Below are 22,822 nucleotides of genomic sequence, written 5' to 3'. Positions count from 1 at the left end.
CAATCAATGGCGACACTCTTTCGGGCCGCGGCGCTGACCAACTATTTCGAGGTGGCGGAGCACCTGGGGTTAAACCCCCAGCCGCTGCTCAGCAAGTACGGTTTAAGCCGCGCCCAGCTGGCCGATCCGGAGAACCGCATCCCGGCGGCGGCGACCATCGCCCTGCTGGAGGAGTCTGCGCGCGCGAGCAACTGCATCACCTTCGGGCTACTGATGGCGGAGTCGCGCCAGCTGGCGGATTTCGGCGCGGTGAGCCTGTTGCTGACTCACCAGCCGACGCTGCGCGACGCCTTGCGGGCGGTGGTGCAGTACGAACACCTCCTCAATGAGGGGCTGGCGATCAGCATTGAGGAGGCGGGAAAAACGGTGATCGTGCGTGACGAGGTGGTGACCGATCCGCCGATGGCTTCACCCCAGGCGACGGAACTCGCCGTCGGCGCCCTGTTTCGCCTGTGCAGCGCCCTGCTCGGCGCCCACTGGCAGCCGTACAGCGTCAACTTCACCCATGAGGCACCCTCGGATCTGCAGGTGCACCGTCGCGTGTTCCGCTGCAAACTCAACTTTGGTGACGAGTTCAACGGCTTCACCTGCCCGGCAGACAGCCTCGATTACCCCAACCCGACCGCCGACCCCTCACTGGCCCAGATTGCCGAACGCTATGTGGAATCCCTGCCACGAAAAGCGAAACACTCCGTCGAGCTGGACGCGCGCAAGATGATTGTGCTGTTACTGCCGACCGGGCGCGCGACCATCGATCAGGTGGCGATGACTTTGGGTATGAACGTGCGCACGCTACAGCGGCGCCTCGACGAATCCGGCTCCGGGTTCTCCGACCTGGTGAACAGCGTGCGGCGCGAACTGGTCATGCGTCATATTGAAAACCCCAGGCACAGCCTGGGGCGGGTGGCCGAGCTGCTGGGTTACTCGGTGCCGAGTTCCTTCACGCGCTGGTTCAAGGCCCAGTTCGGTTCCTCCCCGGCGGAGTGGCGAGCCAAACACATCAAGAAGACCGGCTGATTTCGGAATTGCAGCCCGAATACCGGATCACAAACCGGGTGGATTCGTCAGCTCCTTCTCAAGCTCCACCATCCGGGCCAGGCTGACATTATCCAGCTGTATGTTGGAGACGAAGTCGGAATAGGCCATGAGCGCCGCGAGCCGGCGCAGGTCGGCAGGCCAGGGTGGCAGATACTGCGGCGGGTTCAACCAGCCGGACTCAAACAGTGGGGCGAGCCGCACGGCATCGGCAATGGTGAGACGGCCGGCAAAGAGATTGTGGATCAGCTCCGGACGGTTGTCGCGGATGGCTATGCGCATGAAAGTGTGGACCTCGAGCAGTCCACTCAGATAGACGGCGTCCTTGGTAAAAACGATGCCGTCCTTGACGGCGCCGCCACGGAAAATACGCTGTGCTGATTGCACCGATTCCTCTTCGGACTGGCCGGCATCGAGGAAGAACTTGAATACATCGATAAAATCGGCACCCTGCATGGCGTCGTCAACGGCAATCACGCGCAGGGCAACGCGCCGCAGGCGTTCGATGTCCATGGAGTCGGTTACCAGCTCACTCAACACCGCTATGCCTTCCTGGGTCCGTGTTGTGCGCGGTGCGCCGAGTGCCAGCGACCGCAGCCGGGGCTGATGTTTGCCGTTCTGCATGGTCGCCGTATGCACGAAGGCCTCGTGATGCAGTAGTTGGTCGCGATCCAGTGCGGAGAATTTCGCCGTGGCGCGGATCCGAATGCGGCTGGCACCGGCGAGGGCCTTGGCGGAGATTGCCGGGTCCTGTTTGACTGCCACGGTTTCCTGTCCGAAAAATCTATCCACCTCCGCTTGCAGCCACCCGGCAAAATCGTCGGCGCTGATACTGAAATCTGTTTCCTGAATATGTTGCGAACCCAGTAGTTCATCGGTGCGCGCGAGAAAAAACTTTGCGGCATCGACTGCCGTCACACCCTGAAGTTTGTATACATGATCGGGCCGTCCGTAAATTCGCGTAGAGTGCCGGGTAAAATCCCGCGTGCCGATGGCGCCCAGCATGCGCCCGGCTTCGGCATAGCTGAGCGCGGTATCCGCCAGAAATTTTTCAACCGGGTTCTCCGTATCGCATTGCGCCGCAACCGCCTCGAGCCGATCGATGTCGCCGCTCAGGTCGCGACGTTGCTGGTGCACTTCCGGCAGCGAGGGTTTGCCTCTGCGCCAGTTACTGAGAAACCTGCCCTCACTGTCCGCCGGCCAGGCCAGCGAGTTCAGGACCCGAACGCTGCGCGCCGCTGCGACTAATGCCTGGTCCAGGTCTGCGATCTTCTGCTCATTCATTTGGTTGCTCCAGGGTCCCGGCTATATTGTGGCGAATTTCATTTCGCTTTCGGCTTTGATGGTCGTGGCGGTGTCCCCGCCTGGTGTGGGGAGAGCGCCTGTCCCCTGAGCACTAACGTGAACGCCCGCGACAGTGTCGCGGTGGAGACGCCAATCATCAGGGCCCCGTTGATCGCCTCCAGCGGGCCGAGCAGCCGGTGCTTTTCCGACATCACGATATCCCCGTAGCCGAGCGTGGCGAAATTCACTCCGGAGTGATAGAAGGCCATCTCCAGCGTCTCGAACTCGCCCAGGGCGTAAAACAGCAGTGCCCAGACCGCAATCTGGGCGAGACTGGAAAATATCAGGATCAGCATCAGCCCGGTGATCACGGTCTCCGCCCAGAGGAGGGTCGAGTGCACTCTGTGCTCCCTGCGTGCGTAGTAACGCAGCGCGGCCACTACCAGCAGGCTCTGTAGCAGCAGGCACAGCGTGGTGGTGGCTATGCCGAGCAGCAGATCGATCAGCATCAGTCGGCCTCCGTGAGAGTTTCCCTGAATGCCCGCCCGCGCAACCACTCGAGCAGGGACATGGCCGCCACCGCGTAGACAGTGACGCCCAGGAACAGCGTCATGCGCACGACGAAGGCCTGATAGACGTCTTTCCCTTCAGCACTGTCCTGCACTGCGGCGCCGAGCAGGATCAGCATGGTCAACAGCGTATTGACCCAGAATCCGGCCGTCATCCGGTTGCGAAACACCTGATAGGTGCCGCCGGCCAGCAGCAGGCTGGCCAACAGCACCCAGGCGGTGAAAAACCACAGCTCCACCGCGAGACTCAGACACCACCAGACAGCGACGGCGCAGACGCCGCCGAGCAAGGTGGAACCGACCAGCTCGCGACTCGCACCGCGCAGCTGAATATCACTGGCCTCGCGCCCCAGCAAAATGCTCTTCACCAGGAACGGCAGATTGGTAGTGGGATTCGTCAGCGTGAAGGCAAATGCCGGCAGCACTATCAGGGTCGCGCGCAGGGACAGCCAGTTCCCCCGCGCAGGCGTCGATGCCGGCGGGCGCGGTGGGACCGCGCCCGGGTCTTCCGGAAACAGCGGATACACCAGCCACAGGCTGGCAATCGCCACGGCGAGGCCGAGCACCATCGCATTGACGATCGCCGCCGCCAGTGCCGGGCTGGCGCTGTTCGCGGCGGGGATGACCGTGAAGCCGAGGACGAGCAGAGTGGCGGGCAGCTCTCTGCCGCCGACGATGGCCAGCCGGCTGCAGAAGAACACCCCCAGTGCTATCAGCAGCAGCGCCGAGAAGGGCACTTGCTGCAGCAGCGGGCCGAGCAGCTCGCCGACCCCCAGTGCCAGGGCCATGAACAGCACCAGCCCGACGGCCCGTCGGCCCCCCGGTGGCGGCGCGGGCTTTGCCGCCAGCAGGACTGTGAACAGCGGCGCGACAAAGGGCACCCCCAGATCCAGGCCATAGCACAGGGCCAGTGCGAGGCCGGTGCTGAGCGCGAGGCGGTAACTGCGACGCGCGGCCAGCGGCATGGGCCCGGCCCTGCCTCCGGGCTTTCGCTTCGCGGGAAATTGTGTCCTGTCGTCGGGGGCCGCCATCACAATGACCGATCAGTAGGCGTAGGAAAGGTAACTGAGCAGGCGGATATACAGCTTGCCAAGCAGCCGCAACAGGCCGTGACCCTCGGTGTAGGCAATGACCGACGCCTGCCCGCCGATGCGCAGCTGCTGCAGCACCTCCGGAGGTGGTGCGCTGAACTCCACCCGCACCGGAAATCGCTGCGCCTGGCGCAGCCAGTCGCGATTGTTTTCCACGCTGGGCAGTTGGCCGGGCGGCGGCGCGCTGCCAGCGCTGACACCGAAGCCGATATCGCGCACCCGCCCCTGCAGCACCTGCCCCGGCAGCGCGTCCAGCAGTATCTCCACCGGTGTGCCCTCGCGCAGGTGCCCCAGGTTGTTCTCGGTGAAATCCGCGCTGATCCACAGATCCTCCACCGCGATCAGCGTCAGTACCGGGCTGCCGGCACCGGCGTAGAGGCCGACCTCCGCTCGCAGGTCGGTGATGATGCCCTCGGACTCAGCCACCACAATGGTGTTGTCGAGATCCAGCTGCGCCTGGGCCAGCTCCGCCCGAGCCAGTTGGAGCAGGGTATTGGCCTCCTCGGTGGCGCCGCCCTTCTGTTCTATGGCCTGTTGTATGGCGGCTTCCGCCGCCGCGACCCGGGCGCGGGCCTGTTCCAGGTTGGCGCGGGACATCTCCAGCCGGCGCACGGAAATCGTGCCCGGGTCGTCCTCCCACAGGCGCTTCAGCCGGGTGTAGTCCTGTTCCGCCTCGCGCTGCCCGGCGAGCGCGGCGCGCTGGTTGGCTCTCGCCTGTTCCACCGCGGCGTCCCCGGCCGCCACCTGCTGCCAGGTGTTGTCGAGGTTGGCGCGGGCGCGCTGCAGCGCCACCCGGTACTCGGCGCCGTCGATCGCGAACAGCTTGTCCCCGGCCTTGACCCGCTGGTTGTTGGTCACCCACACCTCGGTGACGACGCCGGCGACCTTGGGCGCAACGCCCACCACATAGCCCTGGATCCTGGCCTGGGCGGTGTAGGGGGTGAAGCGGTCGGCGAGCAGGTACCAGCAGAGCGAAACCAGTATCAGCGCGAGCAGAATCTTCACGCCGCGCCCCACCGCCCTGGCCGGTGTGGAGTCGGGTGGCGGCGGAGCGGCCTCGTCCGCAGCCTTTTCGTCTGCGTCGACGCTTTCCTGAGTCATGGCTCGTATCCCCGATCGGGCGGAACGGGAAGGGGCGCATCCAGCAGGTCGCCCCAGTCGGTGCGCTCGCGCATGCGTTCACGCATTTCCGGCGGAATCACGTCGTCGATGGTCACCTCGCGCCAGCCGCCGCCCAGTGATGTGTACAGATCAATAATGGCAGCCACATGGTCACCGCGGTTGACGGCCACCAGGTCGGACTGGGTGAACAGCGCCGCCTGGGCGTCGAGCACGCGCTGAAAGTCGGCGTAGCCCTCCTGGTACTGGCGGGTGGCGATCTCCAGCGAACGCTCCGCCGACACTACAGACTCGTCGAGAATTTTCTGGCTGGCCGCGGTCTGGGCGATGCGGCTGGCGGCGTCGTCGATTTCGCGCGCCGCGTCGAAAACGGTGGCGCGGAAACTTTCCAGGGTCTGCTGCAGGCGCGCGTCTTCGACCCGCACGTTATTTTCGAGGCGTCCGTAACTGAAGATGTTCCAGGTCAGGGCCGGGCCGGCCACCAGCCTGGCCACATCGCCCACCGAGTCCAGGCTGTTGCCGGACCAGCCGACGGTGCCGAACAGGGAGATGGCCGGGTAGAGATCGGTCACGGCCACCCCCACGCGCGCCGATTGCGACGCCGCCTGCCAGGCGGCCCGGCGCACGTCCGGGCGGCGCAGCAGCAGGTTCGCGGGCATTTCGCGCAGGAGAATCTGACCGATCTCCGGCAAGCTGCCACCGACGGTCGCCAGTTCCGGCAGGCTCCCAGGCGCCCGCCCCAGCAGTGCGCAGAGTGCATTGCGCTGCCGGGTCAGATCCAGTTGCAAGACCGGGATGGTGGCCAGGGTGGCCAGGTACTGGGTGCGCGCCTGCTGCAGGTCGAGCTCGGACTGCTGGCCGCCCTCGAACAGCTTGCGCGTGATCTCCAGGCTGCGCTCTTGCAGGGCGACGTTATCGCGCGCTATGTCAATGCGCTGCAGGGTGGTCTTGTAACCGTAGTAGAGGATGGCGACCTGCGCCGCCAGCAGCACCTGCACGTCGCGCTGGTTTGCCACCGACGCAAAGTAGGCCGCATCGGCAGATTCGATGCCGCGGCGGAAGCGCCCCCAGAAGTCCATTTCCCACTGGATATCGAAGGCGGCGTCACCGGTGCGGAATTCCCGGTGGCCGTCATCGGGGCCGCCATCAATGTACTCGGAAACGTAAGCCCCGGCCGCATTGATCTGCTGGAGTTGCGGATACTTCAATCCGGTGGCGATACCCAGCACCGCGCGGCTCTCGAGGATGCGCAGGCCGGCGATGCGCAGGTCGGGGTTCTCGAACCGCGCCTGCGCGAGCAGATCCTCGAGCACCGGGTCGCCCAAGCGCAGCCACCATTGGCTGATGCCATCCGCCTGAGGATCCCAAATCGCCTCGCCGTAGAGTTGCGGCTGCCACTCGGCCAGCCACTCGATATCCGGCTCACTGAAATTGGGCCCCAGGGGTGCGCAGGCTACCGCGCTCGCCAGAAACAACGCGCCCAGCGGGCGGGCAATAGGACGACAAGCGGCCGGTCGAGTCATTCGGCGTCCGTATCGGCGCCGGGATCGGAGGAGCGCGCCGGCTCCATTCCGTACACCCAGGCCCGGAAAATCTGGTAGGCCAGTGCGAGCGTGACGGCGCCGACGAACAGGCCGATCAGGCCGGCGGAGATCATGCCGCCGATGGCGCCCAGCAGGACCACCGGCATGGGCACCGCCAGGCCGCGCCCGAGCAGCAGCGGCTTGAGCACATTGTCGGCCAGGCCGGCCACCAGCAGGTAGATGGTGACCAGCGTGTTGGCCCGGGTGGAACCGTCGCCCCCCATCCATATCCAGGCCAGCACCGGGATAACGATCAGTATTGCCGGAATCTGCGCGATACCCAGCAGCAGCGCGACTATCGCCAGCAGGCCGGCCGCCGGCACCCCGCCCAGCAGGAAACCGATACCCAGTAAAACGGCCTGGATGAACGCCACCCCGATCACCCCCGAGGTCACCGAGCGCACCGTGGCGACAGAGAGGTCGAGCAACTCTGGGCCGAATTTGGGGCCGCAGACACGGGTGAAAATGCGGCGCGAAGATTCCTCACCGGGGGCGGCGTAAGCCAGCATGATTCCTGCGACGATGAAGGCGCCGACGAAGGCGAGCAACTTGGCCAGCGTGCCGCCCACTGCGGCGGCGGCTTCGCGCGAGATGGAGCGCAGTTGTTGTTCGTAGTTATGGGCAAAGGCGTCGAAGTTCTTGGACGCGGCCTGCCAGGCCGCATACAGCTGCTCGCCGACCAGCGGCCACTCCTCGATCGAGGGTTTCGGCGCGGGGACGACCACAGAGCCCTCGGAGAGACCCTTGTAAATCCCCAGCGTGTGATCGATGAAGGAAACGCCGAGCAGCACTGTGGGCACACCGAGCAACAGCAGCATCAGCAGCACCAGGATGCAGGCGGCGCGGCCCTTGGTAGTCCCGATTGCGGAGGCCAGCTTCCGGTTCAGCGGATACAGGGAAATGGCCAGCACCAGGGCCCACAACATGAAGGTAAGGAAAGGTGCGAAGGCGCGCGCGGCCAACCAGGCGAGCAGCGCTACCAATGCCAGGCGCACCGCAATATCCACCAACGCGCTGGGGTTGAAGGCGCGGCGATTGTTCTCGGGTGCGTCCATGAACCGAAGTCCCTTTTTTCCCGCGGGCGGCAGGTCCGGCTCCCTTACATAGGCCCGCTTCCGGCCGAAATTATAGCAGCCGCCCTATGGCGAGCCTTGTCGCGGGCGCTCTATCGCCGGGAGCGACAGTTGCCGTTCCGCTCCACCGTGTCCTCCTGTTTGGCAAACGAGAACCCGCGTCTGCAGATCAAATGCACACAAAACCCCCGCCAACAAAAAAGGCCGGCGAATGCCGGCCTGTGGGTTTGTTTTGTATTCAGGCGCCGGCGTCTTCCGGCGCGCGCAGTTCCTTGTGCAGCTCCACCGGCTTGGCCTTCTTGCGCAGGCGCAGGTTGAGCATCTCCACCGCGATCGAGAAGGCCATCGCGAAGTAAATATAGCCCTTGGGAACATGCACATCGAAGCCCTCGACGATCAGGGTGAAGCCCACCAGGATCAGGAACGACAGCGCGAGCATTTTCACCGTCGGGTGGCGGTCGACGAAATCGCCGATCGGCTTGGCGGCGATCAGCATCACCAGTACCGCCAGGATAATGGCGATGGCCATGATCGAGATCTGGTCCACCAGGCCCACCGCGGTAATCACCGAATCCAGTGAGAAGACGATATCCAGGATCGCGATCTGCACCAGTACCATGCCGAAGGATGCGGTGGCGGTGCTGACGGTCTGCTCGGCGCCTTCCAGGCTGCCGTGGATCTCGTGGACGGCCTTGAAGAGCAGGAACAGGCCGCCGCCGATCAGGATGATGTCGCGCCCGGAAATTTCCATACCGAACAGCGTGAACCAGGGTTCCACCAGCCCCATGATCCAGACGATCGAGAACAGCAGTGCCAGGCGGGTGAGCATGGCCAGGGCCAGGCCGATAAAGCGCGCCGGTTCGCGCTGCTTGTCGGGCAGGCGGCCGACGAGAATGGAGATAAAGATGATGTTGTCGATACCCAGGACGATTTCCAGTGCCGCCAGCGTCGCCAGCGCCACCCAGGCCTCGGGGTTGGCCACCCACTCAAACATGTAGGAATTCCTTTTCTGCAAAGGGAGGTTTATTTGAGTGGGCTATTCTATGCGCCTTCGTTCAGCCAGGCCATGGCCTCTTCTTCGTTTTCGAAATAGCGCGCCTCGCCGCCGATAAACCAGCTGCCCACCTTGGCCGCCATCTCCTGCCAGCGCCGGTTGCCGACCATGGCGATGCGGTTGAACTCGCGCCCGTGCTTGACGCCGAGCTTCAGGTCATCCCAGGCCGCGCGCGGCTCCCAGCCCTCCATTTCGGTCGCGTCGAAGTAGACATTGATCTTCGGGTGTTCCACGCCGGCAATGGCGGATTCGAGCATTGGCACCAGGGACTGGTAGTCCTCGTGGGTCAGTTTGCCGCGCACGCGCATGGTGAGAAAAAACTCGCCGTCGGTGCGCTCCAGACCAATCGAGACGCCATGACGTTGCACACTCATAAATGACTCCTGCTACTCGGGCGGCAGTCTCGCATTTATAGTGTGGCAACGCGCCCAAACCAATCGGGCTTCGGAGAGAAGTGAGGGAGGCCCGCAGCGAAACCCGTTCGCCGCAAGCCCGAAGCGGAAAGGATTAGTGGTGGCTGACTATCTCGACGATCTCGTGTGTGTGGTGCATCAGCCTTACCAGCTCGCCCTCGATACTGATGGTGACAATACCGTGCTTGTCCACCGGTTTGACGACTATGCCATGCCGGTGAATTTCCGCATCGAGAATTGCGCCCACTTTTAGCTTCTTCTGCCAGCCCGGGGGCAGCTCGCCGCCGCGTTCGACTTTTTTCTCCAGTCCCGGCGGCAGCTCTTTGCCGGGCTTGGCGAGGGCACCGGCGGCCGGCAGCGCCAGCAGGACGGCGAGGCCGGCAACTATTGCGGGTTTAAACATACAGATAGCCCTCAGTCTGAAAGGTAGTACTCGACTGTCGATACGACGCGCACCTTCTTGATATGCGGGTTGTTCTTGTCGCGGTCGCTGATGCTGAACTGCCCCTGGGAGGCGCGCTTGATCTTGCCCAGTACGCTATCCGAGTCCTCGGCAAATTTCTGTGCGACCTGTCGCGCCTCCACGGTGGCCTGTTCGATCATTTCCGGTTTGATGTCGTTCAGGCCGGTAAAGATGTAGTCCGTCTGCCCCTGGTAGTTGTTCTGGGAAAAGGCGATGCCGTCCTTGCCCAGGTCCGCCAGCTTTTCCATGGCCGCGCGCACCTTGTCCACCTGCTCGGAGTAGACGGTCACCGTCTGCAGTGCGGTGTAGCGGAATTCCGGCCGCGGCCCGCCGCCGTACTGCTGGGCAAACTTGTCGGTAATCGCCGGCAGCGACACCGAAACCGCTTCCGCCGCTATGCCCTGCTCGCCGAGAAACTGTTCGATGCGGGCGCTGTTGCCGGCGATGTCCCGGTATAGGGACGGCAGGTCGTTGCTGGCGGCAGTGAACTGGATCGGCCAGATGACGATATCCGCCGGCACCTCGCGCTCGGCCAGCCCCTTCACGGTAACCGTGCGCTCGTAGCCCTTGAACCTGTCCACCGCACTGCCGAGCAAGTAGCCCAGTGCGGCCAGGCCGGCCAATATGCCGGCGCCGAGGAGCAGGGCGGCGAGATTGTTCTGTGTTTTCATAGGCAGTTTCCGCAACCTGTCGATTGACCACTAAAAAAGGGCGACCACAAGGATCGCCCCCTTCCGCTGAATTTGACCTGAACGCGTCGCTACAGGCAGATCTCGTCGTAGCCGCGCCCGCGGAACTCCAGCAGACAGAAGCCGTGGCCGAAGGGGTCGGACAGGCCGGCGATCGCACCCCACTTTTGGATCCGGATCTCCCCTTCCAGTTTCGCGCCGGCGGCCACCGCCCGCCGGACGGCGGCCTCGACATCCTCGACCACCAGGTCCAGGTGCACCGGGGTCCAGTGGCGCTCGTAGCGGCGTGTCTGTGCCAGCGGTATCGCCACCCGGGTGCCGGTCTCCTTGGCCAGCAGATACAGCGGTGCATTGCCGCCGAGCATCTCCACCCCGGCGGTGCCGAAGCGGCGCCCGATGTGCAGGCCGAAGGCGTCCCGGTAGAAATCGATCGCGCGCTCCAGGTTATCGACATCGATATTGATCAGAAATTGCATCGGGATCTCCTCACGCCTCGGTGCGCGAGTGCTGGCAGTTCCAGCAGTAATCGAAGGCCGCGCCATTGTGCTCGCCGCACCGCCGGCAGACCCAGGACCCCCGCTCGGCCCCGGCGTCGGCGAGCAGTTGGCGCGCGCGCTCGTAATCGCGCGCACGCTCCAGCCACAGTTCCGGCCAGGCCTGATGCGGCGCCAGGTCGCCGGAAGCGCCCTGGGCAAATTCATTCTTCAGGAACACCGCTATGCCGGCGACTTCCAGCTTGCTTCGCGCCAGTTCCACCAGCAGGCGGTTTTCGTGGGTATAGATCAGTTTCATTAATAAAAAGGGCCGCTAATGCGACCCTGAGGGTAACAGTCCCGATCGACAACTCAAATCTTTACGCGTTCGATCGGCAGTTAGAGCGCCGCCGGCGCTCAGTCGCTGTGCATCTCCTGACAGAGGCTGCCCGCGCAGCTCTCCCCGGCGGCAACTGTGCCAATTTCGAGTATGGTGCTGTCGGGCCCGAGGTCCATGCGCCCACTGACCGCCACCTTGCCGGAAGTGCGCGCGACGTATTCCAGTACCACCTTGCCGAAGGCATTTCTCTGCACGGCCAGCTTCTGGCCCGCCTTGACCTTTTCGCCGCGGCAGACGAACAACTGTATCCACTCGCCGGCGCGAGCCTGCCCGACATCCAACTGGCCTATTATCCCGCCGGACTGCTGAACCGTGGCCGCCGTGGCCGACAGCGCACCGACGAGGAAAAACACGAGCGGAAACCACCGTAGGGACTTCACGGATTTTTCTCCTGCAAAGCAAAAAAGTGCGGCGGGCAGACCGGCCCGCCTCGGTGAGCAGTCGCCAGGTTTCCATTAAGAGGGCGATGATTTAGGTATAGACGAGAAAGAAAATACGCGCCAACCGGAATTGGGAAATACCTAAGGGGCGGGAGAAAAAAAGGGCCGCGATTGCGGCCCAAGCTTAGGAGTCCGGGCTGATGACCAGCCCGCAAAAGGAAACCTAATCAGCTCAAATCGATCCAGGTGGATTTCAATTCGCAGTACTTGTCCAGCGCGTGCAGCGACTTGTCGCGGCCGTTGCCGGACTGCTTGAAGCCGCCGAACGGCACGGTGATGTCGCCGCCGAAGTAATTGTTCACCCACACCGAGCCGGCGCGCAGATCGCGGGCCATGCGGTGGGCGCGGCCCAGGTTGTGGGTCCAGACGCCGGCGGCGAGACCGTAGATGGAGTCGTTGGCGATGCGCAGCGCCTCCTGCTCGGATTCGAACTCGATCACCGACAGCACCGGCCCGAAGATCTCCTCGCGGGCGATGGTCATCTGGCCGGTAACGCCACGGAACACGGTCGGTGCGTAGTAGTGACCACCGGCCACGGCTGCCACCGGCTTGCCGCCGCAGACCAGCTGCGCACCCTGCTCCAGGCCCTTGGCCACATAGAACTCGACGGTGTCGAACTGGCTCTGGTCGATCAGCGCGCCCATGACGGTGTTGGGGTCCTGCGGGTGGCCCGGCACGAAGCGCTCGGCGGCCCTGGCGACCTTGGCGATAAATTCGTCGGCCACCGATTTTTCCACCAACAGGCGCGAACCGGCGGTGCAGGTCTCGCCCTGGTTGTAGAAGATGGCCAGCGCCGCGGCCTCCGCGGCCTTGTCCAGGTCCGCGTCGGCGAAGACGATATTGGGGCTCTTGCCGCCCAGCTCGAGGAAGGTGCGCTTCAGGTTGGACTGGCCGGAGTACTCGGTCAGCGTCTTGCCCACCTCGGTGGAGCCGGTGAAGGTCAGGCAGTCGATATCCATGTGCAGGCCCAGCGCCTTGCCGAGGCTGCTGCCCGGGCCCGGCAGCACGTTCAGCACGCCGTCCGGCAGGCCGGCCTCTTTCGCCAGGCCGGCGAGGCGGATCGCGGTCAGCGGCGTGTTGGAGGCGGGTTTCAGGATCACGCTGTTGCCGGTGGCGAGCGCCGGACCGAGTTTCCACGCGGTGGTGGAGAGCGGGAAGTTCCACGGCACTATCGCGGCGACCACCCCCAGGGGCATGCGGGTGACCAGGCCCAGTTCGTTGGGGCCGGTCGGCGCCACTTCGTCGTAGAGCTTGTCAATGGCCTCGCCGTTCCAGCGGATGGTGGTGACCGCGCTGGGCACATCCACGTTCATGGTGTCGCTGATCGGCTTGCCGGCGTCGAGGCTCTCGAGCAGGGCGATTTCAACCTTGTTCTGCTCGATCAGCTCTGCGAAGCGCACCAGGATTTTTTTGCGCGCCATCGGTGGCATGTGCGACCAGACACCGGATTCGAAGGTCTCGCGCGCGACCTTGACCGCCAGTTCGGCATCCTCGGGGCCGCAACTGGCGATCTGCGCCAGCTCCCTGCCGTCGGCCGGATTGGTGGTGGGGCGGGTCTTGCCGGAGAGGGCATCCACATACTCGCCGTTGATAAAGGCGCGGCCCTCGATCTTGAGGCCGGCCGCCAGGGCCTGCCATTCCTGCAGGGTTTGGGGAGTCTTGGATTGCTCTGACATGGCACACCTCATCTGAAATTGAACAATTATTCGGTTTATACAAAAAATGTGATCACAAATCAAAGGGTATCAGAATTCCACCGCCGGCGGCCAGGCGCGGACTATTCGACCGCACAGGCCTCGAAGGTACCGCTGTCGCGGTTCTTGCGCACGCCCGGCACCGGAAATACCCGGTTGTGGAAGGCGATATAGAAGCCCGGCGGCATCAGGCGCGCGGCGAGCAGTGACTCGATCACGTTCTGGCGCGCGTCGGAATCGATAAAGCCCATCGGTTTCATGGCGCCGGTGAAGACCACCGCCACCTTCGGCGTGCCCAGCCTTCTGAAACAGTAGTCGGCGGTATCGGCCATGGTGTCGGTGCCGTGCAGCACGACGATGGGCTCGCCCAGCTCGGCGGTGCGGGCTACGGCGTCGGCGATCTGTGCGCGATCGCTGTCGTCCATCTCCAGCGAGTCCTTGTTCATCAGGCTCTCCAGCTCCAGGCGCGTATAGGGCAGGCGCAGGCTGGCGATCAGTCCGTCGCGGATAATGGAGGCGCGGTTCTTCAGGGTACCTTCGGCTTCGCAGTAGCTCTTCTCGATGGTGCCGCCGGTGGTGAGGATGCGGATGGTCGTGGTGGGGTTGAGTTCGGTCATCGCGTCTCCGGACGGGGTTCAGGGCGGCCTGCGACAATATTAGTCCAGTCGCTTTGTTGGGGGCTCCGATCGGGCCTGCCGCCGGTGGTTGTCCGGGAAAAAACCTGATCGGTAACTGTTACTTTGAAGCCGCCGGCGCCTTCCCGGACAACCACCGGCGGCAGGCCCTTGCATCACAGTGCCGGGTTTTCTGTCGGCTGTCAGACGACGCTGGTCTCCACCCTCAGCCAGTCCTCCTCCAGCTGCATCGCAATCCTGTCGCCGTGCAGCAGCTCTCCCACGCCGGCGGGCGTGCCGGTCAGCACCACGTCACCGGGCAGCAGGGTGAAATAGCTGCTGATATAGGCGACCAGGTCCAGGATCGGCGTGAGCATATGCGCCGTCTTGCCGCGCTGGCGCAGTTCGTCGTTCAGCCACAGGGAGTAGCTGAGGCTGTCCCAGTCCGGCAGCCAGTCCAGTTTCACGAAGGACGACAGGGGGCAGGCGCCGTCGAAACCCTTGGCCTTCTCCCAGGGATGGCCGTCTTTTTTCAACTGCGACTGCAGGTCGCGCAGGGTCAGGTCCAGTGCCAGGCCGAGGCCGGCGATCGCCGGCGGCACATCGGCTGCGTTGGCACCGCTGAGCCTGTCGCCGATCAGCAGCGCCAGTTCCCCCTCGAAGTGGCAGCTGCCGCGGCCCGCCGGGAGGTGTATCGGCTCGCTCATCGGCACCGCGGCGCTGGCCGGCTTGATAAACAGCAGCGGCTCTTCCGGTATCGGGTTGGATAGCTCCTCGGCGTGGGCCGCGTAGTTGCGGCCGACGCAGACGATCTTGCCCAGGTTGAGGCTGGTCTCGGTGCCGCAGGTGAACTGGTGTCGGTACATAATGTAATTAGATAGTTAGGATAGGTATTTCGAATAAAGCGCCGCAGGGCGCTTGTGGTATGATCGCGCCCTCGCCGGATTCCCGGCGATCGAATATTTTACCGCTTTTCCTGTCGCCCATCGTCAAGTGAGTGTTTATGGCTGCGCCCAAACCCAATCAAAAAGAGTCTCTGCAAAAGGACAAGATTCGCATTCTGCTGCTGGAGGGCGTGCACCAGTCCGCCGTCGACCTGCTGGCGTCCCGCGGCTACACCAATGTGGAGTATCTGAAGACGTCACTGTCGGAAGAGCAGCTGATCGAGAAAGTCGCCGACGCCCACTTTATCGGTATCCGCTCCCGCACCCAGCTGACCCGCAAAGTTCTGGAGAGCGCGCCCAAGCTGATCGCCATCGGCTGCTTCTGTATCGGCACCAACCAGGTGGATTTGAAGGCGGCTACCGAACTGGGCATCGCGGTGTTCAACGCGCCCTATTCCAACACCCGCAGTGTGGCCGAGCTGATTATCGCCGAGACCATCTTCATGCTGCGCGGCATACCGGAGAAAAACGCGGTGTGCCACCGCGGCGGCTGGATGAAATCGGCTGCCGGTTCCTACGAGGCCCGCGGCAAGACCTTGGGCATCGTCGGCTACGGCGCTATCGGCTCCCAGGTGTCGGTGATGGCGGAAGCCCTGGGCATGCGCGTGGTCTTCTTCGACGTGATCACCAAGCTGCCGCTGGGCAACGCCACCCAGATCCACTCCCTCGACGAACTGCTGGGCGAGGCAGACGTGGTGTCCCTGCATGTACCGGAACTGCCGTCCACCAAGATGATGATCGGCGCCAGGCAGATTGCGCAGATGAAACCGGGCGCGATCCTGCTGAACGCATCCCGCGGTACCGTGGTGGACATCGATGCGCTGGCGGAAGCGCTGAAGAGCGGCCAACTGGCCGGCACGGCCATCGATGTATTCCCGGTGGAACCGCGCGGCAACGATGACGAGTTCGTGTCCCCGCTGCGCGGTATCGACAATGCGCTGCTGACGCCCCATGTGGGCGGCTCCACCATGGAGGCGCAGGAGAATATCGGCACCGAGGTGGCGGAAAAGCTGGCCCACTACTCGGACAACGGCACCACCACCAGTTCGGTCAACTTCCCGGAAGTGGCCCTGCCGAGCCATGTGGGCGTGCATCGGCTGCTGCACATCCACAACAATGTGCCCGGCGTGCTCGGCGCCATCAACCAGGTGTTCTCGGAAAACAATATCAACATCTCGGCGCAGTTCCTGCAGACCAACGAGACCCTCGGCTACGTGGTGATCGACGTGGATGCGGAGTACTCGGACCTGGCGCTGGAGAAGCTGAAGAACGTGCCTAACACGCTGCGCTGCCGCGTGCTGTTCTAATTGTCCCGGGACCGTCCGGTCTCTCGTCATTCCGGCGCAGGCCGGCATCCAGCCTCGCGGGAGCTGGATTCCGGCCTGCGCCGGAGTGACGAATGCGCGCGCCGTGGCTTCGCGGCGCCTTCGGCCATACAATTGCGCCATTCCCAAAGCGGGCCTGCGGCCCGCTAGCCGAGCTGGCGGCGGGCGCTCTCGGGCTCGGCGCTCCCAGCCCCACAATCAGGTGTACCCCCTTGCGCAATAACGATTCCGCTGCGACCGGCCTGCTCGCCGGTGTTTCCGCCTTTCTCTTCTGGGGGCTGGCGCCGCTGTACTTCAAGCTGCTCGACGGCATCCCCTCGACGGAAATACTCGCGCACCGCAGTATCTGGGCGCTGGCGCTGGCGCTGATCATCCTGGCGCTGATCGGCAAACTGGGGGATTTCCGCGCGACCCTGCGCGACCATAAGAAAATGCGCACGCTCGCGCTGTCCGCACTGCTGATCGGCAGCAACTGGCTGGTGTTTATCTGGGCCATCACCAACCAGCACCTGCTGGACGCGAGCCTCGGCTATTACATCAACCCGCTGATCAATGTGCTGCTCGGCGTCCTGATCCTGGGCGAGCGGCTGCGCCGCCTGCAGTGGATCGCGGTGGGCCTGGCGGCACTGGGAATCGCCTGGTACCTGCTGCAGTTCGGGCAGATACCGCTGGTGGCGCTGTTTCTGGCGCTGACGTTCGGCTTTTACGGGCTGGTGCGCAAGCGCGCGCCGGTGGACAGCCTGACCGGTCTCGCGGTGGAAACCCTCTATATGCTGCCGCTGGCACTGGCCTACCTGATCTGGAGCAGCAGCCCGAGCAGCAATCCGCTGAACAACAGCTGGGAGCTGAACGGCCTGCTGTTGCTGGCCGGCCCCATCACGCTGACGCCGCTGCTGCTGTTCAATATCGCCGCGCGCCGCCTCAACCTGTCCACCGTCGGCTTCCTGCAGTACATAGCCCCGACACTGCAGCTGCTGGTGGCGGTCATGCTGTTCCACGAGCCGTTCGACCACGACACATTGCTGACCTTTGCCTTTGTGTGGCTGGGGCTGCTGCTCTATACAGTGGATGCGCTGGCACAGCGGCGCAAGATGCGGTTGCAGAAAAAAGCGGTGGTTTGATTTTTGCGGTGCGCGCGGCGCACCCTATGGAGTGCAGGTAGGGTGCGCCGTGCGCACCATCCCAGTTACGAATTCAGCCAGTCGTCCAGCGCCGCCAGTATCTGGTGCCGGTAAGGCTGGGTCTCGTTGATCATCTGATGGCGGGCGCCGCGGATGATCACCCGCCTACTGTTAGGAAAGCGGTCGCGGATGGCGCGCATGTTGTAGCGCCAGGATACCGTCTCGTCACCTGTGCCCTGCAGCACCAGAATCGGTTTCGGGTTTTTCGCCGTTTTCGGGAAAGTCTTCAGCCAGTCCACCATGGCCCCGAGCCAGCGCATCGACATCACCGGCGACTGCAGCGGATCGCGGTGTGCCTGGCGGCGCGCGAACTCGGCGTCGTGGGTATTGATATTGAAGCCGCGATTCGGTGCGACCATGAAGAAGCGACCCAGATAGTACATCCACTTGCGCACATGCCAGCGCGCCGGGCGCACCAGCGGCGCCAGCAGGAAGACCTTGTCGAACGGCTGCCAGCTGCTGAACTGCAGGAACGCCAGCAGCGCCGCGCCGCCGGTACTCTGCCCCATCGCATGCCAGGGGCCGGGCAGCTTGTCGCGGGCGATCTGCAGCAGCGCATCCAGTGCCTGGCGGTATTGCAGGAAGGTGTCGATGGCCACCGGCTCGCCGCTGGACAGGCCGTGGCCGGGGAAGTCGAAGATCACCACATTCAAGTCGCGCTCGAGACCGAAGCGCACGGCCGCGCCGTAGATGCCGGTGTGATCGAAATAGCCGTGACAGATAAACAGGGTGCCGCGCGGCTTTTCCACCAGCCAGTACTGGGCCACCAGCTCGAAGCCGGCGGCGGCGAAGGTACCGACGCCGGTCCTGCTCGCCAGCGGGAACTGCAGGTCGTAGTAGTTGCGGTACTCCTGCAGTGCCGGCAGCAGCGGTCCCTCGTCGTTGCTGCTGAAGTCGAGCTCCGGCAATTGCTGGCGCAACGCCGAATAGTCCGGCCGCCTGAGCACCGGGCTGTGTTCGACGGTGGTGATATCTTGCAACAGGTCCATTGGGGCAATGGTACTGCATTTTGGGGGCGGGGGAGTCGACCGGTTGCTCGACCGGAATCTGGCAGACACAAAATGGGCGAGCCTTTCGGCTCGCCCATTTTGCATACCGTCGTCATGCCGGCGCAGGCCGGCATCCAGTTCAATGGCACCCGGGTTCCGGCCTGCGCCGGAACGACGACCGATCAGCCTTATTTGATCTGCGGCTCCAGCTCGCCGGCAGCGTAGCGCTGGCTCATGGCGTCCAGGCTGAGTGCGCGGATCTTGCTGGCGTTGCCGGCGGTGCCGAAGGCCTCGTAGCGCGCCACGCAGATGTCCTTCATCGCGTCCAGCGCCACCTTGTAGTATTTGCGCGGATCGAACTCGGACGGGTTCTGGGCCAGGAAGCGGCGCGTGGCGCCGGTGGAGGCCAGGCGTAGGTCGGTGTCGATGTTCACCTTGCGCACGCCGTGCCTGATGCCCTCGCAGATCTGCTCGACCGGCACGCCGTAGGTCTCCGGAATCTCGCCGCCGAACTCGTTGATCACCGCCAGCCACTCCTGCGGCACGGAAGAGGAACCGTGCATCACTAGGTGGGTATTGGGGATGCGCGCGTGGATTTCCTTGATGCGGTCGATGGCGAGGATGTCGCCCGTCGGCGGACGGGTGAACTTATAGGCGCCGTGGCTGGTGCCGCAGGCGATCGCCAGCGCGTCCACCTTGGTCTTCCGCACGAAGTCCGCGGCCTCTTCCGGATCGGTCAGCAGCTGGTCGTGGGACAGCACGCCCTCGGCGCCGACACCGTCTTCCTCGCCGGCCATGCCGGTTTCCAGCGAACCCAGGCAGCCCAGCTCACCCTCGACAGACACACCACAGGCGTGCGCCATTTCCACCGCGCGGCGGGTGACGTCGATGTTGTAGTCGTAGGACGCCGGGGTCTTGCCGTCCTCCTGCAGGGAGCCGTCCATCATCACCGAGCTGAAACCCAGCTGGATAGAGCGCTGGCACACCGCCGGGCTGGTGCCGTGGTCCTGGTGCATCACCACCGGGATTTCCGGAAACTCCTCGATCGCGGCGAGGATCAGGTGGCGCAGGAAGGGGGCGCCGGCGTATTTGCGCGCGCCGGCGGAGGCCTGCACGATCACCGGGGAGTCGGTCTGCCGGGCCGCCTCCATGATCGCGCGCATCTGCTCCAGGTTGTTGACGTTGAATGCCGGTACGCCGTAACCGTGCTCGGCGGCGTGATCCAGCATTTGGCGCAAGCTGATAAGGGCCATGAAAATTTCCTTTCTCGTCGTCTGTATAAAGTTTTAATCGTTGTAGTTATTTTTTTGGGCTGTAGGAGCGGCCCATGGCCGCGATCGATGGTGGAATTCTGCAACTCCGATCGCGGCCATGGGCGGATGGCCGCCCCGCCGCTCCCACAAAAAAAAGCAATCAGTCGTGGGTGCGGTTCTTTATCCGTCAGCGCGGCTTTCGAGCATCGCCACCGCCGGCAGGGTCTTGCCCTCCACATATTCCAGGAAAGCGCCACCGCCGGTGGAAATATAGGAGACTTTGTCGGCGATGCCGTACTTGTCCACTGCGGCCAGGGTGTCGCCGCCGCCGGCGATGGAGAAGGCGTCACTGTCGGCGATCGCCCGGGACAGGCGCTCGGTGCCGCCGCCGAACTGGTCGAACTCGAACACCCCCACCGGGCCGTTCCAGATAATGGTCTTGGCCCCTTGGAGAATCTCTTCCAATTGGGCCGAGGACTGCGGGCCGATATCGAAGATCATGTCGTCGGCGGTCACCTCGTCGGCGGACTTGGTCTCCGCCGCAGCGGACTCGCTGAATTCCTTGCCGGTCACCACGTCCACCGGCAGCGGGATATCGCATTGCTGCATCAGCGATTTCGCGGTATCCAGCAGGTCGTGCTCGCACAGGGACTTGCCCACCGGCTTGCCGCTGGCGGCGAGGAAGGTGTTGGCGATGCCGCCGCCGACGATCAGCTGGTCCACCTTGTCGGCGAGAGTTTCCAGCACGGTCAGCTTGGTGGACACCTTGGAGCCGCCGACGATCGCCACCAGCGGTCGCGCCGGATTGGCCAGCGCCTTTTCCAGGGCATCCAGCTCCGCGGCCAGCAGCGGGCCGGCGCAGGCCACCGGGGCAAACTTGGCCACGCCGTGGGTGGAGGCCTGAGCGCGGTGCGCGGTGCCGAAGGCGTCCATCACGAAGATGTCGCACAGGCCGGCGTAGGCCTTGGCCAGCGTTTCGTCGTCCTTCTTCTCACCGGGGTTGAAGCGCACGTTTTCCAGCAGGGCCACCTCGCCGTCCGCCAGCTCGACGCCGTCGCGCCACTCCTTGACCAGCTTCACGTCGCGGCCGAGTAGCTCGCCCAGATGGGCGGCGACCGGCGCCAGGGAAAACTCCTCCTCGTACTCGCCCTCGGTGGGCCGCCCCAGGTGGGACATCAGCAGCACCTTGGCGCCGGCCTCGATGGCGGCGCGAATGGTCGGCAGCGCCGCGCGGATGCGCGCATCGGAAGTGACAACCCCGTCCTTTACCGGAACGTTCAGGTCTTCGCGGATCAGGACGCGCTTGCCCGCCAGCTCCAGATCCGTCATCAATTGAACCGCCATTCGCCAATCCCCTCGTAGCTAACTGTAGAAAAGTGGGCGCGGATTATAAGCCGATGCATCGGACAACGCCCACCGGGGTCCGCCGGACGGCGGCCCGCGCGGAGTATATCAAGCCGTTATGTAGTTGAATTACCACACGGCAGCCACGGCGTGCTGATAACGCTGTCATTCCATCCCCCGATCGCCGCAGTACAATTGCCCCAACGGTCGCCGTAAAAACCAGCGAGGGCGCGCATATGGCCAAGAGGCACAAGGTCGAGTTCAGCGGCGGCAGCGGGGCCCGCCTCGCCGGCATTCTGGAGATGCCGGACCAGGGCGCGCCGCGCGCGTACGCGCTCTTCGCCCACTGTTTTACCTGCGGCAAGGATGTGGTGTCTGCGTCGCGCATTGCGCGCAAACTGGCGGGCCTGGGCATCGCCGTACTGCGCTTCGATTTCACCGGCCTCGGCGCCAGCGAGGGCGACTTCGCCGATACCAATTTCTCCTCCAATGTGCGGGATCTGCTCTGCGCCGCGGATTTCCTGCACCGCGAGCACCACCCGGTGGACCTGCTGATCGGCCACAGCCTCGGCGGTGCCGCGGTGCTGGCGGCCGCCGGGGAGATTGAAGAGGCAAAGGCCATAGTCACCATCGCCGCACCGGCGGACCCGGACCATGTGATCAAGCAGTTCGCCTGCTCCATCGATACCATCGAGGCGCAGGGCCACGCCGAGGTGCAACTGGCAGGGCGCCCCTTCACCATCAAGAAGCATTTTCTGGAAGACCTCGACAGCCACAAGATGGGCTATATCCGCGAGCTCGGCCGGCCGCTGCTGATCTACCACTCGCCGGTGGACCAGACGGTATCCATCGACGAGGCGGCGGAGATCTACAACCGCGCCATGCACCCGAAGAGCTTTATCAGCCTGGATCACGCCGACCACCTGCTGACGCGGCGCGAGGATGCGGATTATGTGGCCAGCACCCTGGCCGCATGGGCCGAGCCCTACCTGCGGCGGGCCGAAGACAAATGATGCAGGGTCTCGAGGAAATCTTCAGAACCTGCCCTTACTGCGGCGAGATCATCTCACTTCTGGTGGACTATTCTGCGGGTGCGCAGACCTATATCGAGGACTGCGCCGTTTGCTGCCGCCCGATCGGCATCACCGTGACTGAAAACCCCGATGGCACGCTGGATATCAGCCTGCACCACGAAAACGAGACCGGCTGAGCAACTGCATTGAGCTGCCTCGCGAATAATCCCACCGAAAGAACGCTTCCTGCCCATGCCGCCGCCCGCTAGAATCCGCGCGCCAATTCCATACAAAAATTAAGTCTATTGCCTGGCGGCCACTGCTCGCCGGCGCAGTTCCAACAGGGAGTACCAACAGATGGGAACCGCGGATAGCGATATGGTGTTTCAGAGCTACGGGCGCTGCTGCAACGACGAACAGTTCTTCGTCGACTTCTACGATCGCTTTATGGGCAGCTCGGCGGAGATCCGCGCGCTGTTTGCCGACACCGACATGCGGCAGCAGCGCCACCTGCTGCGCAACGGCATTATGCAGCTGGTGCTGCACGCCCGCGGTATGGCTGACACCAAGCTACGCGCACTGGGGCAGAGCCACTCCCGCAACGGCTACAACATTCGCCCCGAATGGTATCGGTTGTGGCTGGACGCCTTGATGGCCACACTGCGCCAGCACGACCGGGCTTTCTCCGATGAAGTGGAGGCCGCCTGGCGCCGCGCCATTGGAGCGGGTATCGCGCTGATACGCGACGCCTATTGAATTCGCTGGCCCTCACTATGTGA

The 22,822-nt window shown here is 64.0% G+C and carries 25 protein-coding genes; 6 read left to right on the top strand and 19 right to left on the bottom strand.

Annotated elements, in window-relative coordinates:
* Nucleotides 1-6 precede the first annotated feature (6 nt).
* Nucleotides 7-1,017, top strand: a complete 1,011-nt coding sequence (locus tag RRF64_RS13985) for an AraC family transcriptional regulator (RefSeq protein WP_323846508.1) — start codon at nt 7-9, stop codon at nt 1,015-1,017.
* A gap of 27 nt (nt 1,018-1,044) precedes the next feature.
* Here the strand turns inward: RRF64_RS13985 and RRF64_RS13980 are convergent, their stop codons facing one another.
* The 16 genes from RRF64_RS13980 to RRF64_RS13905 form a co-directional block, all read right to left on the bottom strand.
* Nucleotides 1,045-2,319: a peptidase MATCAP family protein gene (locus tag RRF64_RS13980; protein ID WP_323846507.1), complete on the bottom strand. Its 1,275-nt coding sequence runs from the start codon at nt 2,317-2,319 to the stop codon at nt 1,045-1,047.
* 38 nt (nt 2,320-2,357) lie between these two features.
* The gene (locus RRF64_RS13975; RefSeq protein ID WP_323846506.1) at nt 2,358-2,828 is read right to left on the bottom strand and encodes a potassium channel family protein; all 471 of its coding nucleotides are present in this window, start codon (nt 2,826-2,828) and stop codon (nt 2,358-2,360) included.
* Nucleotides 2,828-3,853 (bottom strand): DUF2955 domain-containing protein, encoded by a 1,026-nt coding sequence (locus RRF64_RS13970; RefSeq protein WP_323846505.1) that lies wholly within the window; start codon nt 3,851-3,853, stop codon nt 2,828-2,830. The genes RRF64_RS13975 and RRF64_RS13970 overlap by 1 nt, the downstream gene beginning before the upstream one ends.
* Before the next feature lie 78 nt (nt 3,854-3,931).
* On the bottom strand, nt 3,932-5,080 hold the full coding sequence (locus RRF64_RS13965) for an HlyD family secretion protein (protein ID WP_323846504.1): 1,149 nt from the start codon (nt 5,078-5,080) through the stop codon (nt 3,932-3,934).
* Complete coding sequence (locus RRF64_RS13960) at nt 5,077-6,621, bottom strand: TolC family protein (protein WP_323846503.1); 1,545 nt, start codon at nt 6,619-6,621, stop codon at nt 5,077-5,079. Before RRF64_RS13960 ends, RRF64_RS13965 begins: the two co-directional genes overlap by 4 nt.
* Nucleotides 6,618-7,736 (bottom strand): AI-2E family transporter, encoded by a 1,119-nt coding sequence (locus RRF64_RS13955; RefSeq protein ID WP_323846502.1) that lies wholly within the window; start codon nt 7,734-7,736, stop codon nt 6,618-6,620. Before RRF64_RS13955 ends, RRF64_RS13960 begins: the two co-directional genes overlap by 4 nt.
* A 256-nt stretch (nt 7,737-7,992) precedes the next feature.
* Entirely contained in the window at nt 7,993-8,748 is a 756-nt protein-coding gene (locus tag RRF64_RS13950; protein WP_323846501.1) for a TerC family protein, read from the bottom strand.
* A 47-nt stretch (nt 8,749-8,795) separates the two neighbouring features.
* Complete coding sequence (locus RRF64_RS13945) at nt 8,796-9,182, bottom strand: SpoIIAA family protein (protein WP_323846500.1); 387 nt, start codon at nt 9,180-9,182, stop codon at nt 8,796-8,798.
* A gap of 133 nt (nt 9,183-9,315) precedes the next feature.
* A complete protein-coding gene (locus tag RRF64_RS13940) occupies nt 9,316-9,624 on the bottom strand; it encodes a hypothetical protein (RefSeq protein ID WP_323846499.1) in 309 nt (102 codons plus the stop codon).
* An 11-nt stretch (nt 9,625-9,635) separates the two neighbouring features.
* Complete coding sequence (locus RRF64_RS13935) at nt 9,636-10,355, bottom strand: SIMPL domain-containing protein (protein WP_323846498.1); 720 nt, start codon at nt 10,353-10,355, stop codon at nt 9,636-9,638.
* Nucleotides 10,356-10,444: 89 nt separating this feature from the next.
* Nucleotides 10,445-10,849, bottom strand: a complete 405-nt coding sequence (locus RRF64_RS13930) for a VOC family protein (RefSeq protein WP_323846497.1) — start codon at nt 10,847-10,849, stop codon at nt 10,445-10,447.
* 10 nt (nt 10,850-10,859) lie between these two features.
* The gene (locus RRF64_RS13925) at nt 10,860-11,165 is read right to left on the bottom strand and encodes a putative signal transducing protein (protein WP_323846496.1); all 306 of its coding nucleotides are present in this window, start codon (nt 11,163-11,165) and stop codon (nt 10,860-10,862) included.
* A gap of 98 nt (nt 11,166-11,263) precedes the next feature.
* Entirely contained in the window at nt 11,264-11,626 is a 363-nt protein-coding gene (locus RRF64_RS13920; protein WP_323846495.1) for a hypothetical protein, read from the bottom strand.
* A 227-nt stretch (nt 11,627-11,853) separates the two neighbouring features.
* Nucleotides 11,854-13,362 carry an aldehyde dehydrogenase gene (locus RRF64_RS13915; protein WP_323846494.1) on the bottom strand — a complete coding sequence of 503 codons (1,509 nt, stop codon included), beginning with the start codon at nt 13,360-13,362 and terminating at the stop codon, nt 11,854-11,856.
* Nucleotides 13,363-13,463: 101 nt separating this feature from the next.
* Nucleotides 13,464-13,997, bottom strand: a complete 534-nt coding sequence (locus RRF64_RS13910; RefSeq protein WP_323846493.1) for an asparaginase — start codon at nt 13,995-13,997, stop codon at nt 13,464-13,466.
* A 200-nt stretch (nt 13,998-14,197) separates the two neighbouring features.
* Complete coding sequence (locus RRF64_RS13905) at nt 14,198-14,860, bottom strand: fumarylacetoacetate hydrolase family protein (RefSeq protein ID WP_323846492.1); 663 nt, start codon at nt 14,858-14,860, stop codon at nt 14,198-14,200.
* A gap of 137 nt (nt 14,861-14,997) precedes the next feature.
* On the opposite strand from RRF64_RS13905, the gene serA reads away from it, so the two are divergent.
* Nucleotides 14,998-16,245, top strand: coding sequence for a phosphoglycerate dehydrogenase (serA, locus tag RRF64_RS13900; protein ID WP_323846491.1), 1,248 nt, complete (start codon nt 14,998-15,000; stop codon nt 16,243-16,245).
* A gap of 230 nt (nt 16,246-16,475) precedes the next feature.
* On the top strand, nt 16,476-17,384 hold the full coding sequence (gene rarD / locus RRF64_RS13895) for an EamA family transporter RarD (protein ID WP_323846490.1): 909 nt from the start codon (nt 16,476-16,478) through the stop codon (nt 17,382-17,384).
* A gap of 65 nt (nt 17,385-17,449) precedes the next feature.
* Here the strand turns inward: rarD and RRF64_RS13890 are convergent, their stop codons facing one another.
* From RRF64_RS13890 to RRF64_RS13880, 3 genes are all read right to left on the bottom strand, one after another.
* Nucleotides 17,450-18,433, bottom strand: coding sequence for an alpha/beta hydrolase (locus tag RRF64_RS13890; protein ID WP_323846489.1), 984 nt, complete (start codon nt 18,431-18,433; stop codon nt 17,450-17,452).
* A gap of 188 nt (nt 18,434-18,621) precedes the next feature.
* Entirely contained in the window at nt 18,622-19,686 is a 1,065-nt protein-coding gene (gene fba, locus RRF64_RS13885) for a class II fructose-bisphosphate aldolase (RefSeq protein WP_323846488.1), read from the bottom strand.
* 180 nt (nt 19,687-19,866) lie between these two features.
* A complete protein-coding gene (locus RRF64_RS13880) occupies nt 19,867-21,030 on the bottom strand; it encodes a phosphoglycerate kinase (RefSeq protein ID WP_323846487.1) in 1,164 nt (387 codons plus the stop codon).
* 236 nt (nt 21,031-21,266) lie between these two features.
* Between RRF64_RS13880 and RRF64_RS13875 the strand changes: the two genes are divergently transcribed.
* The 3 genes from RRF64_RS13875 to RRF64_RS13865 all read left to right on the top strand — a co-directional run bounded on the left by RRF64_RS13875 (nt 21,267) and on the right by RRF64_RS13865 (nt 22,799).
* Nucleotides 21,267-22,043 carry an alpha/beta hydrolase family protein gene (locus RRF64_RS13875; protein ID WP_323846486.1) on the top strand — a complete coding sequence of 259 codons (777 nt, stop codon included), beginning with the start codon at nt 21,267-21,269 and terminating at the stop codon, nt 22,041-22,043.
* Nucleotides 22,040-22,240, top strand: a complete 201-nt coding sequence (locus RRF64_RS13870) for a CPXCG motif-containing cysteine-rich protein (RefSeq protein ID WP_323846485.1) — start codon at nt 22,040-22,042, stop codon at nt 22,238-22,240. The genes RRF64_RS13875 and RRF64_RS13870 overlap by 4 nt, the downstream gene beginning before the upstream one ends.
* Nucleotides 22,241-22,400: 160 nt before the next feature.
* Nucleotides 22,401-22,799 carry a globin gene (locus RRF64_RS13865; protein WP_323846484.1) on the top strand — a complete coding sequence of 133 codons (399 nt, stop codon included), beginning with the start codon at nt 22,401-22,403 and terminating at the stop codon, nt 22,797-22,799.
* Nucleotides 22,800-22,822: the final 23 nt, after the last annotated feature.

Source organism: Microbulbifer magnicolonia, from assembly GCF_035117725.1.
GTDB classification, from domain to species: Bacteria; Pseudomonadota; Gammaproteobacteria; order Pseudomonadales; family Cellvibrionaceae; genus Microbulbifer; species Microbulbifer magnicolonia.
Note: the sequence above shows the minus strand (reverse complement) of the source record. Positions and strands in the feature narration are given on the sequence as shown.